This is a genomic window from Streptomyces sp. NPDC055506 (assembly GCF_053643595.1).
Genome location: NZ_JBSHKH010000007.1, coordinates 40,839 through 52,819, shown reverse-complemented (window position 1 = coordinate 52,819; position 11,981 = coordinate 40,839). Strand labels below are relative to the sequence as shown.

The window sequence follows — 11,981 nt, the reverse complement described above, 5'->3', positions numbered from 1 at the left end:
CAGGGATGTGTCCGATGGTCGGCGGTGAGGGTGGGGAGCGCTCCCATCGGAGGCGCTCCCCACGGCAGGGTCGGTCAGCAGGTCGAGTTCGTCTGGGTGAGGAGGCCGAGCCGCCACGGGAGGAGGTTGTAGTCGCCGCCCGCGTTGGGGTTCATGCCCTGGTAGAGTACTGGAGGCGGCAGGAGGGGATGGTCAGCGTCTGGTCGTAGCCGGCCCGGATCATCTCGCCGTGGCTGATGTCCCTGGTCCAGGACCCGGACGGGAAGGTCACGTTGTTCGACTTGGCGAAGGGGTTGCCCTCGGAGGCGGCCAGTTGTGACCAGGATCCGGCGAGGCTGTTGGCGGTCCAGGAGCGGAAGTAGCGCCGCCCGTCGGAACCGATGGCCTCGACGAGGAGCAGGTACTGGTTGCTGCCCTGCACCTTGTACACGTTGCTCGCCTCGAACAACGCGTACTTGGAGTCCTGTAGCGCGATGACCGTGTTCGTGAACCCGTTGGGGAACTGGCCGACAGTCGTCTGGGACCGGTACAGATGCCCGTTGTCGTCGGAGGAGAACAGATAGCAGTTGGCGCTGTCGCAGATCACCCACATGTCGACCCAGTGACCGTTGCCGATGTTCTGCCGGATGATGTCCGGCATCGACGAGTAGAAGTTGCGTGGGGCGCTCCACCCGTTGGGGTTGCTGATGTCGGGGTTCGTGGAGTACGAGGCGTTGCCCGTCTGGTAGACGAGGTACCACAGGCGCTGCGGCGCGTAGTAGAAGACCTGCGGCGCGGCCCGGTACCCCCGTCCGATGGCACTGCGGTCCAGATAGTGGTGCGTGGCCGAGCCGGCCTGCGACCAGTCACTGAAGTTCAGGTACACCAGGTTGTATCCGGAGGAGCTCGCGGTACTGGCGAACACGTGGTACTTGCCGTTGTGCTGGACGACCGTCGGATCCTTGATCCCGGCGATGTTGTGGGTGGCGTCCGACTTCGGTGAGATCAGCGTTCCGCTGGAGCTCCAGGAGAAGCGGGAGGGCAGCGCGGCGGCGGACCGGGGCGAAGGCCCGTCGGCCCGCTTCGTCGCGACCGAGCCGCCCATCGAGGTGAGCGCTGACTGGTAGGCCGGTTTCTTGTTGCCGTTGCGGTCGAACAGCAGGGGGTTCTCCTGGCTGCGCCAGGAGTCGCTGTCGCGGATGCCCCAGACGGTGATGCCGGTGCAGCGGGCCACGTTCATACAGGCCCGGACGGTGTTCGCGTACGCGTTCGGCGGCGCCTGCGCGATGTCCAGTTCGGTGATCTGCACGTCCACGCCGAGGGCGGCGAAGTTCGACAGCGTCGTCTGGAAGCCGGCGGGCGGGCCGCCGGCGCCGAAGTGGGCCTGAAGGCCGACGCAGTCGATGGGCACGCCGCGTGCCTTGAAGTCGCGCACCAGGCGGTAGACGCCCTGGGTCTTGGCGTCGCTCCAGTTCTCGATGTTGTAGTCGTTGTAGCAGAGCTTGGCCGCCGGGTCGGCCGTCCGGGCCGTGCGGAACGCCTGCTCGAGGAAGCCGTTGCCCAGCACGTCCCGGAAGACCGAGCTGCGGAGCTGGCCGCTGCCGCCGTCGGCGAAGGCCTCGTTGACCACGTCCCAGGAGTGGATCCGGCCCTTGTAGCGGTTCATCACCGTGGTGATGTGGTTGTTCATCACGCCGCGCAGCGTGTTCGCGTCCCTGATGGAGCTGACCCAGCCGGGCAGCTGGGAGTGCCAGACCAGGGTGTGGCCGCGCAGGCGCTGACCGCGGGCCTGGGCGCGGTTGGCGATCTGGTCGGCGGGGCCGAAGTTGAACGAGCCGCGGGACGGCTCGGTCGTGTCCCACTTCATCTCGTTCTCGGGCGTGACCGAGTTGAACTCACGGTCCAGGATCCCGGCGTACGTGCCGTCACCGAGCCGGCCCGCGGCCACGGCGGTTCCGAAGTACCGTCCGGACTGGGCCGCCTGGGCGCCCAGAGTGGAGGCCTTCACACCTTCGGGCGCGCCGGCCGCGGTCCCGGGTGTCACCAGGACGGTCGCGGCCAGTAGGCCGAGGACCGAGGCTCGGCGACAGCCGAGCCGTTTCAGTAAGTTCATAGTTCTCCTCGTGGGGTGGGTGGGGGGTTGGGTGGTGCGATCGGTGGGCCACTTCAGGGCGTGGACAGCTCGAACCGCGTGACGCGGACCGCGCCGCCGAGGGCCTGTGTGGCGTGGTTGAAGAGGGCGAATCGGTAGCCCATGAAGAACCGCCAGTCGTTGCCCATGGAGAAAGCGGGGCCGAGGCGGGTGAAGGTGGTGCCGTCGGTGCTGTAGGAGAAGGTGCCGGGGCGTGCCGTACCGGGGCGGATGTCCGCGCTCGCGCGCAACCAGACACGGCTGCCCGACACGGCCGCGCTCGCGACCTCGGTGCCGGTGTGTGTGGTGTTCCAACTTCCGTCCATGGTCAGCGCGTTGACCATCACGAGCCGTGTCACACCGCCGTCACGCCTGACGCCGATCCAGGCGGAGGAGTCACGCAGCAGCGCGAGTCCGGCCCGGTCGCCGTCCCGCATCGCGGAGTGGTCGAGCAGGACCGTGGCGGTGGAGGTGGGGCCCTGGATACGGTGCGTCAGGGTGTTGCGGGCCCAGTAGAGGTCGTCGGTGACGGTGGCTGTCCGCAGGGTCAGCCCGTTGCCGACGGACCACTTGGTGTTGTCCGGGTTGTGGTTCCACTCCCATCGCGGTTTCAGGGTCGGGCCGTCGAAGGTGTCGACGCCGGTCATGGGGGGTACCGGGCGAGGCGGCGGGGGCACGGCCGGGCTGGGATACGAGGTGCCCCATGCGCCGTTGACGAGTTGTACGACCGGCCAGCCGTCCGCGGTCCAGGTGACCGGCGCCAAGGCGGGCATCCGGCCACCGGGGTAGGCGTCGACGAAGGCCAGGTAGTACCAGGCGCCGCTCTGTGTCCGCACCAGCCCGCCCTGGTGCGGGACACCACCGCCGGGGATCGGCCCTCGTAGGTCCAGGAGGACCTGTCGCATCGTGTACGGGCCGAAGGGGCCGCTCGACGACTTCAGGATGTACTGGCCGTTCGCGGGGCGGGTCAGGAAGATGTAGTACTGCCCGTTGATCTTGTAGAAGCGGGAGCCCTCGAGGGTGCCTACGCTCGACGGTGTCGTGAACACCTGCTGGGTGCGGACCTGGGTGCGGCCGTCGGGCGAGAGCTGGGCCACGCTGATGGTGGTGTTGCCGTACGCCACGTACAGGGTGTCGTCGCTGTCGACGAGCAGCCCCGCGTCGTAGTAGGGGGTGCTGATCGTCGTCAGTCTGCTCCACGGCCCCTCGGCGGCGGTGGCGGTGTAGACGTACGTCCGGGCGAAGTCGATCTGGCCCAGCCAGTAGAAGGTCCTGTTGCTCGGCCGGTAGGCCAGTGAGGACGCCCAGATCCCCCTGACGTAGCCACGGGCACCGTTCAGGTCGTACTTGGCGCCGAAGTCGAGCACGGGCACCGAGTGACCGACGATCTCCCAGTTCACCAGGTCGTACGACCGCAGGACGGGCGCGCCCGGCGAGTAGTGCATCGTCGAGGCCGAGGCGTAGAAGGCGTCCCCCACGCGGATGACGTCGATGTCCGCGAAGTCCTGCCAGATCACCGGGTTCGTGAAGGCCGCCGCGGTCGCCGGCGGAGGAAGCAGGGCACCGGCGGCAAGACCGGTCGCGGCCGTCAGTGCGCGGCGACGGGACAGGAAGTGATGAGTCCATGACATGTGCACGAGTGGCGTTCTCCTTCTGTGGCCCAGTCGTTGACGGCTGGAGGTGCCCGGAGGTGCCCTGCTGGCTCACGCGGCGTGGCTGCTCGGTGTGCGAGATGTCGAACGCGGATCGGTGCGTTGAGCATTCTGGATGATAGGAGGCCGGTGAATCCCGTCAATACCTCTCGCATGAATCGTCGTCACCTCCGAAACATTCGAGAGTTTTGATCCCATGTCATGGCGGGCCAGCTGTCCGGATCAGGTGAATTCACCACCTTCCATGAGCCTGCATGGCCGGATCGTGAGGCGGTGCGGTGATGAGTGTTGACATGTTCGATGGTCTGCCTAGTATCCGTGAGGCCTTGATTTCCGAGCGGTTCGCGAAATTTCGGACTGTCTATCTCCCTTCTGTCTAATGTCATGGACGTGACATTGATCTTCTTGTCTCCCGCCCATGGCGGAACAGCGCGACGCCGGCTACCGGTATGTGGTGGTCGACGACTGCTGGTTCGACCCGCAGCGTGACGCGCACCGGGACACCACCTACTCGGGATGACCGAAGACCAGGGCGAGCGCGGCGGGGGACCCGCATCGATGACGATCGCCTATATCGCCGAGTCAGCGGGCGTCTCCGTACCCACCGTGTCGAAGGTGCTCAACGGCCGCTCGGGGGTGTCGGACGAAACCCGGTCCCGCGTCGAGGAACTGATCCATCGGCACGGATACCGCAAGCCTCCGAAGCACCGCAGCAATCTCGTGGAGCTCGTGTTCCGCGAGCTGGAGAGCATGTGGGCCGTGGAGATCATCCGCGGTGTCGAGCGCGTGGCCCGCAGGAACAAGATCGGTGTGCTGGTGTCTGAGTTCGGGCTGCACGACACGGCGGCCATGACCATCGACGACACGGTCGGCCGGCGCCCTCAATGCGTCCTGTCGGTCGCGCAGCTCTCCGAAGCCGAACGGGACCAACTGACAGCGAAGGGCATCCCGTTCGTCGTCTGCGACCCGGTCGACGAGTTGCCGGACGACGTTCCGTTCGTGGGTGCCACGAACTGGAGGGGCGGGCAGGCGGCGACCCGGCATCTGGTCGGCCTGGGACACCGGCGCATCGCCATGGTCAGCGGGCCCGATCACCCCTTCTGTCTCGCCCGGTTGTCCGGCTTCTCGTCCGCTCTCGCGGAAGCCGGACTGCCGGTGGAACCCGGCCTGGTGGTGAAGACCCAGCTCACGCGTGAGCACGGGTACGCCGCCGCACGGGATTTGCTGGCCCGACCCGATCGCCCACCGCCGTGTTCACCGCCAACGAACTGCAGGCGCTCGGTGTCTACCAGGCCGCGCGCGAGCTGGGCCTCCGCATCCCGCACGATCTCAGCGTGGTGGGCTTCGACGACGTACCGGCCGTGGCATGGATGGATCCGCCCTTGACCACGGTCCACCAGCCGCTGGCCGAGATGGCGACGGCCGCCACCGAGCTGGCCCTGGCCCTCGGGCGGGGTGAGCAGGTGGCGCAGATGGGGCTGGAGATCGCCACCACTCTGACCGTCCGGGGCAGCACCGCACCGCCGAAAGAGGATTGAGGCTGCGCGCGGAGACGTCGCTGCCCGGGAAGCGGGCGACCGGGGCGAGGGGCCTGTCGGTCAGGATTCCTTGACGGCCGTGCCGGTGACCGAGTCTCCGGACTTCGTGACCTTGTACTTCAAGTGCCAGCAGCAGGCCGGCCAGGCGTCCGGGGCCGCGGCCACGATGGCGCGCCGGTTGCCGTATGTGTCCTTCACTTTCTTTCCCTTCGTTCGGTCGTAGGGGTTGGGGTTCAGTCGTCGAGGGGCTCGTAGTCGAACCAGTCGAAGTGGACGGTGCCTGCCGTGGCGTACAGGCCGATGACCCGGCCGGTGAAGCCGCCGGCGACCTCCGTCGACAGGTAGCGGCCGTCGAGGGACGCGAGCTCGGTGAACGTTCCGTCCGGGGCTTCGATCCCCAGCGATACGACATCGGGTCCGGTGCAGGGCCCGTGCGGTGACGGCGGGTCGGTGACGGCGACGGCAAGGGTCACCGGCCCGGCGGGCACGGACTGGGCGGCCACGACCGTCCGCAGGGAACCGACGCGCGCGATCACCCGCACCTCCGCTCCGCACGCCTCGATCGCGTAGTGGTGCCGCTCGTCCAGCCGTACGGCGAGGCCGCCGCGCCCCTGCCCCGCGTCGACCAGCGTGCGCGCCCGGCAGGAGAAGTGCCGCTGACGTCGGCCCGTGAACACCACGTCGGGCTCGTCCAGGGAGGCGCCCCGCGCGCGGAGCGTCAGCCAGCCGGGGCGCTCCTTGGTGGTGCAGAGCTCGACGGGGCGGTCCCGCAAGGAGATCCAGGCCGGCGCGAGTTCGCTGAGGTCGAAGTCCTCGCGCCGCTCCTCGGCGGGGACGGGGGAGAGCGGCCAGGGCGGCGCGGGCATGTCCAGGGCGACCTCGCCGACGACCAGCCAGCCGTCCTCCCAGGTCACGGGCGCGAGAAAGGTCTCCCGGCCGAGCACGTGCCAGCCGGGGGTGCCGCCGCGCGGGCGTACGCCGAGGAAGACCATCCACCATGAGCCGTCGGGGCCTTGGACCAGGTCCCCGTGCCCGGTGTTCTGGACCGGGTGGTCGGTGCCGCGGTGGGTGAGGATCGGGTTGGCCGGGTGCGGCTCGAACGGACCGGTCGGCGAAAGGCTGCGGGCAATCGACACGCCGTGGCCGCGCTCGGTGCCGCCCTCGGCGATGAGCAGGTACCAGTAGTCGCCGATCCGGTACAGGTGCGGCGCCTCCGGGGCCTTCGCGCCGGGGCCACCGGACCAGAGCTTGTGCGGAGTGCCGTACGTCTGTCCGGTGGACGGGTCGATCCGGACCTGCGACACCCCGGCGACCGTGCACCAGCACGTGCCGTCCTTGTCCCAGGCCAGGTCGGGATCGATGCCGGGCACGCCCGGTGCCAGGATGGGGTCCGACCACGGTCCGGCGGGATCGGTGGCCGTGACGATGAAGTTGCCGCCGCCCTCGGCGCAGTTGGTGACGATCAGCCAGAAGCGGCCGTCGTGATGGCGCAGGGTGGGGGCGTAGATGCCGCCGGAGGGCTTCGCCTGCGACAGCGGCAGTTGTTCCGGCCGGTCCAGGACGTTGCCGATCTGACGCCAGTTCACCAGGTCCCGGCTGTGGAAGAGGGGTACGCCGGGGAAGTACTCGAAGCTGGAGCAGGCGAGGTAGTAGTCGTCGCCGACACGGCAGATGCTCGGGTCGGGGTGGAACCCGGGGAGCACTGGGTTGGTGGCGAGGACGGGCTGGTTCTGAGCGGGCACCCTCGGTTGTCCTTTCGTCGGGTGGGTGGACGGCGGGGTCGGCGCTCAGGGAGCGTCCGGTCCCGTGCGGGTGATGCGGAGCAGCGCCGCGGAGGGCGCGGTGGGCAGGGTCACGGTGAGGTCGGCGGTGTCCGGGTTCCAGACGGCGACCGTCTGACCTGCGGCGGGGTACAGCACCTCGGCACGGGCCGCGCCGCTCGCCCGCTCAGCCAGCCGGAGGGTGGTGGTGGCCTCGCCGCCCGTGCGCCGCCAGACGGTGAGGTAGGTGGCGGCGGGGGTGTGCAGGGCGAGCGCGATCCAGGGGTCGTCCCAGCCGGGGAGGCCGAGCGGCCAGGAGGGCACGGCTCGCGGCAGGTCGGCGCGGACGGCCTTGTACGTGGCCACCGCTTCGTGGACCAGGGCGCGGGCCTCGGGCCCCAGCTCCAGCAGGCGGCCGGAGAGATGGATACGGCCGAGGAGGGCGCTCGCCCTGGTGAAGGCGACCTCGTCGAGTGAGTCCTCCGGCTGCGGGTAGGCCCACACGGCACCCTGCTCGGGGGTGACGGCGGTGGGCGCGGAGGCCGCGATGGGCGCGTAGTGGTGGAGGTTCTGCTGGTCGCTGGTGGACTGCAGTTGCAGCCGTGACAGCAGTGCGTGGTCCCAGCGCATGCCGCCCGAGGCGCAGTTCTCCACCACCAGGTGCGGATGGCGGTCCAGGATGCCGTCGAGCCAGTCCAGGTGGGCGCGGTTGTGGCCGAGCAGTCCGGCGCCCGCGCTCTCGCCGGGGTCGGCGCTGGTGCCGGAGCCGGCTGTTCCGTTTCCATGGTGGCCTTCTCCGGGGCAGTGGCCGCGCAGGACCGCGCGGGCGCAGGGCGACAGTTCGTCGGCGGGATCCGGCAGGGGCACGGTTTCCTCGCGGTGGTTGATGCCGAAGATTCGGCGGTTCACCTCGTGCGTCATAGGGCGGCCCTTTCCCGCGAGGTGTCGAAGCGCTTCACTTCGAGGGGAAGTTAACGGACATGTTTCGTGCGAAACAAGAGGTCCTGCGCGAAGAAAGTTTCTTCGTACTGGGTCTTTGACAGCTTTGTCAGCGGCACCGCAGGAGTCGATGCGCTTCGACAAGTCCCTCTCAAGCCGACATCCGCCCCGTCCGCCGCCGCCCTTCACGCCCCCGGGCTCGCGATGAGCAAGCGATACAAGCCGCACTGGCAGGTCCTGCTGTCGTTCCTCGGCCGGGCGGCGCGATCACGGGAGGCACGGGCTCCGTACTCCGTGCTAACGTTGCGCGTTTGCCGCGTCGCTGAGGAAGGCTGTCTGTGAGCGAATCAGCACGTGCCGATGCCCGGCAGCAGGACGATGTGTCCCAGGCGGCGGGCGCCACTTCGGCAGTGCCCACGAAGGCGTCCTTCGCGCAGCTGGGGCTGCCGGCCGGGATTCTGCGGGCGCTCGATGAGCACGGTGTGACTGTGCCCTCCCCCATCCAGGCGGCGGCGCTGCCGAACGCGCTCACGGGACGGGACGTCCTGGGCCGGGGCCGCACAGGATCCGGCAAGACGCTCGCCTTCGGCCTCGGGATGCTCGCCCGGACGGCCGGGCGGCGCGCGCAGCCGAAAGAACCGCTGGCGCTCGTTCTGGTGCCCACCAGGGAGCTGGCGCAGCAGGTCGGCGAGGCGCTCACCCCCTATGCCGAGGCGCTGCGGCTGCGGCTCGCGACCGTGGTGGGCGGGGTGTCCATCGGACGGCAGGCCGCCGTGCTGCGGGACGGCGCCGAGATCGTCGTCGCCACGCCCGGTAGGCTGCACGACCTCATCGAGCGCAAGGACTGCCGACTGGGACGCGTGCGCATCGCGGTCCTGGACGAGGCCGACCAGATGTGTGACATGGGGTTCCTGCCGCAGGTCTCCGAGATCTTGGACCAGGTGCGTCCCGACGGGCAGCGGATGCTGTTCTCCGCCACCCTCGACGGCGACGTCGACCAGCTGGTGCAGCGCTACCTGCGCGACCCCGCCGTCCACTCCGTGGACCCCTCGTCCAGCGCGGTCTCCGCGATCGAGCACCACGTCTTCGTCGTGCACGGTCCGGACCGGTACGCCGTTACGACGGAGATCGCCGCCCGGGACGGCCGCGTCCTGCTGTTCCTGGACACCAAGCACGGTGTCGACCAGCTCACGCGGCATCTGCGGGCCAGCGGCGTGACCGCCGCCGCCCTGCACAGCGGGAAGTCTCAGCCGCAGCGCACCCGGACCCTGGCCCAGTTCAAGAGCGGGCAGGTCACCGCGCTGGTGGCGACGAACGTCGCCGCACGCGGTCTGCACGTCGACGACCTCGACCTCGTGGTCAACGTCGACCCGGCCGTCGACCCGAAGGACTATCTGCACCGGGCGGGCCGCACGGCCCGGGCAGGTCGCTCCGGGACCGTCGTGACACTCGTCCTGTCGGGACAGCGCCGCGAGACGAGCCAGGTCATGGCGGACGCCGACGTCGCCCCCAAGGTCACCAAAGTGCGGTCCGGCGAGGCGGAGCTGAGCCGGATCACCGGTGCCAAGGTCCCCTCCGGAAAGCCTCTCGACGGCGGACCGGCCGTACCGCGCCCCAAGAACCACAACGCCCCGTTCCGCGGCCTGGGCAGCTCCAAGGATGCGAAGGGCGGCTCCGGCGGCAGGTCGTCCCGCAAGAGCAGCGAGGCCCGAAAGCTCACGGAGGCCCGCAAAGCGGCCAGGGTGCGGCGCGGCGGCTGAGACCGGCTTCCCGGACTGCCGGGCGGTCTCTTCGTCTACGCCGCCGGACGCAAACACGGGACCGGAGATCGGCCGGGGTGCACACCGTCGAAGGAGAGCCGGCGCGGGAGGCATGGGGACGGTCTGCCTCGCCCGGTCACGGGGCGGTCGGGCCGTCGCGGTCACGGTGGCCCGCCCCGAGCCGGCGGCCGATCCGTATCTCCGTGAACACGTCGTCGGCCGTCCAGCCCCGCAGGTCCGGCCGCACGTACGGCACGTGGACTCGCGCCGAACTCACGACGGCAGGCCTTGTTGAAAGCCTGGAGATCGGCGATACCCACGGCCGCCGCGATGGCTGTGATGGACAGGGTGGAGGACAACAGCAGGTGGCGTGCGCGTTGAAGGCGTCGGTGCCGGATGTACGACACGACCGTGAGGCCGGTCTCGGCACGGAACACGCGCGTCAGGTGTGTGTGGGAGATCCCGACGGCGCGAGCGACGTCCGGCACGGACAACGGGCCGGCCAGATGTTCCTCGACGTAGGCCTGTGCGGCGGCCACGAAGGGGTGGCGAAGCCCGGCGCCATCGATCCTCGGCAACTCGGCGATGCGCCACAGAGCCGCCCAGACCTCGGCCGTGGCTCGCGGGGGAGAAGTCGGCATGGCCGTCACGGCGTGTCGGAGCAGATCGGCCAGGCGTGGGCTCTCGGTCGCGGCGTCCTGCATCACCGGCACCACCCGCGCGGTCCCGCCGTCGTGCAGCCGCAGATGGACGTAGAAATGCTCCGACCTGCCTCGGTAGTGAAAGTGCACCTCGGTGTTCGGCGGCACCAGGCTGACGTAACCGGGGCGTATGGGGTGGACCGACTGCCCGAGGGACAGAGCACCCTCGTAGTTGTAGAGGTGCAGCTGCCACAGGTCGGGCAGCCGGAAGACGTCGTGGGCGCTGGAGACGCCGTGTACCCCGATGCCGGCATCGACCACGGTGGGCGCCTCGTCGAGCCGTACTGTCGTGTGCCTCACGAGGACGGAAAATTACCAGCACTGGACGATTTCAGCCCACGACCGGGCCGGGCCCTGCACGTACGTTCGTCGTATGTCAACCAGCAAGCAACTCCTGACATCGGTTCAGGTGGCGCGCTTCGCCGCGCAGGGATTCCTGCGCCTGGACGGGGTGGTGCCGCAGGAGATCAATGAACGGGCCATCGCGGCCTTGGCCGAGGGCCTGCCGGAGGTGTCCTACGGCACTCCGCTGAGCGGGGCGTTCGCGAGGCACACCTTCGTCCACGAGCTGCTGTCCCTGCCGGTCGTCGCAGGCGCTGTCGAGAGCCTGGTCGGCCCCGAGCCGACCGTCGACCACCACGCGGTTCATGTGCGGGAGCCGCACGAGGGACAGGCTCAGCCGCTCCACGGAGACGCGATCATCGACGTGCGGCCGGATGCGTTCGACATCCAGCTCATGTACTACCCGCACGAGGTGACCGCCGAGATGGGCGGCACACTCAGTGTGCCCGGAAGCCATCTGCGCAGGATCAACGAGACGGACGTCGGCCGCGTCCAGAACCTCAGGGGGCAGACCCGTCTGACCTGCCCGGCAGGCACGGTCGTTCTTGTGCACCACGGCATCTGGCACGGTGGCCGCCGCAACGACACCGCCCGCCGTCGCTACATGTACAAACTCCGCCTCAACCCGACCGTGCCGCAGGTGCGTCTGTGGGACGTCTCCGACCTGCACGACCCTGCGGTGACCGCGGAGCTCAACACGTACTTCCCCTGGTACGAGCAGGCCACGGCCCGGCTGGAGATCTACAACCGGGTCCTCCTGTGGCGGGCCCTGACCGGTGACGACTCGTTCGACATCGAGTACTGGGTCACGCGCGTCAGCAACCGGCCGACCCTGAGGAGTCACGCATGAGGCAGCAGGTTCTGGTCCTCTATCTCGCGACGTCGACGCTGGACTCCGACGTCGTGGGCTGGTCCCGCTACGACGGGACCGGCCGGACCCACCCGACGACCGGTGACAGCGACGAGCCGCCCTATCCCACAGGGCTTGCCGCGCTGCACGACGGGTGGCGCCTGTTCCAGGCATCCCAGCTGCTGCCGCCTCAGGCCGGTCACGAGTACGACGTCTCCTTCCTCAAGCACGAGTTCTTCTTCGAGAAGCTGGAGGACAGCTCTCGCCGTTGAGGCGCATGGGGCTGCTCACCGCGGGTTTCGACGCGGGCACGCACCGCGTGGGCGACC

The 11,981-nt window shown here is 69.3% G+C and carries 8 protein-coding genes and 3 pseudogenes; 5 read left to right on the top strand and 6 right to left on the bottom strand.

Annotation, left to right across the window (positions count from 1 at the left end; genetic code table 11):
- Positions 1–74: 74 nt before the first annotated feature.
- Positions 75–2,092 (bottom strand): annotated as a pseudogene (locus tag ACWIF2_RS04790) (non-reducing end alpha-L-arabinofuranosidase family hydrolase).
- A 53-nt stretch (positions 2,093–2,145) separates the two neighbouring features.
- Positions 2,146–3,741 (bottom strand): glycoside hydrolase family 43 protein, encoded by a 1,596-nt coding sequence (locus tag ACWIF2_RS04785; protein ID WP_454358613.1) that lies wholly within the window; start codon positions 3,739–3,741, stop codon positions 2,146–2,148.
- Positions 3,742–4,192: 451 nt separating this feature from the next.
- On the opposite strand from ACWIF2_RS04785, the pseudogene ACWIF2_RS04780 reads away from it, so the two are divergent.
- Both ACWIF2_RS04780 and ACWIF2_RS04775 read left to right on the top strand, forming a co-directional pair.
- A pseudogene (locus ACWIF2_RS04780) lies at positions 4,193–4,255 on the top strand (hypothetical protein); the annotation flags it as partial.
- A gap of 65 nt (positions 4,256–4,320) precedes the next feature.
- Positions 4,321–5,300, top strand: a pseudogene (locus ACWIF2_RS04775) (LacI family DNA-binding transcriptional regulator).
- 60 nt (positions 5,301–5,360) lie between these two features.
- Here the strand turns inward: ACWIF2_RS04775 and ACWIF2_RS04770 are convergent.
- From ACWIF2_RS04770 to ACWIF2_RS04760, 3 genes are read right to left on the bottom strand one after another with little or no spacing between them, the layout of a single operon-like run.
- Positions 5,361–5,498: a hypothetical protein gene (locus tag ACWIF2_RS04770; protein WP_454358612.1), complete on the bottom strand. Its 138-nt coding sequence runs from the start codon at positions 5,496–5,498 to the stop codon at positions 5,361–5,363.
- A gap of 35 nt (positions 5,499–5,533) precedes the next feature.
- The gene (locus tag ACWIF2_RS04765) at positions 5,534–7,042 is read right to left on the bottom strand and encodes a glycoside hydrolase family 43 protein (protein WP_454358611.1); all 1,509 of its coding nucleotides are present in this window, start codon (positions 7,040–7,042) and stop codon (positions 5,534–5,536) included.
- A gap of 45 nt (positions 7,043–7,087) precedes the next feature.
- Positions 7,088–7,969 (bottom strand): hypothetical protein, encoded by an 882-nt coding sequence (locus ACWIF2_RS04760; protein ID WP_454358610.1) that lies wholly within the window; start codon positions 7,967–7,969, stop codon positions 7,088–7,090.
- Between the two features lie 368 nt (positions 7,970–8,337).
- Between ACWIF2_RS04760 and ACWIF2_RS04755 the strand changes: the two genes are divergently transcribed.
- Positions 8,338–9,759, top strand: coding sequence for a DEAD/DEAH box helicase (locus tag ACWIF2_RS04755; protein WP_454358609.1), 1,422 nt, complete (start codon positions 8,338–8,340; stop codon positions 9,757–9,759).
- 161 nt (positions 9,760–9,920) lie between these two features.
- On the opposite strand, the gene ACWIF2_RS04750 is transcribed toward ACWIF2_RS04755, so the two are convergent.
- Entirely contained in the window at positions 9,921–10,760 is an 840-nt protein-coding gene (locus ACWIF2_RS04750; RefSeq protein ID WP_454358608.1) for a helix-turn-helix domain-containing protein, read from the bottom strand.
- 73 nt (positions 10,761–10,833) lie between these two features.
- Here ACWIF2_RS04750 and ACWIF2_RS04745 point away from each other — a divergent pair, with 73 nt between their 5' ends.
- Positions 10,834–11,652 carry a phytanoyl-CoA dioxygenase family protein gene (locus ACWIF2_RS04745; protein ID WP_454358606.1) on the top strand — a complete coding sequence of 273 codons (819 nt, stop codon included), beginning with the start codon at positions 10,834–10,836 and terminating at the stop codon, positions 11,650–11,652.
- A complete protein-coding gene (locus ACWIF2_RS04740) occupies positions 11,649–11,924 on the top strand; it encodes a hypothetical protein (RefSeq protein ID WP_454358605.1) in 276 nt (91 codons plus the stop codon). The genes ACWIF2_RS04745 and ACWIF2_RS04740 overlap by 4 nt, the downstream gene beginning before the upstream one ends.
- The last annotated feature ends 57 nt before the right edge of the window (positions 11,925–11,981 follow it).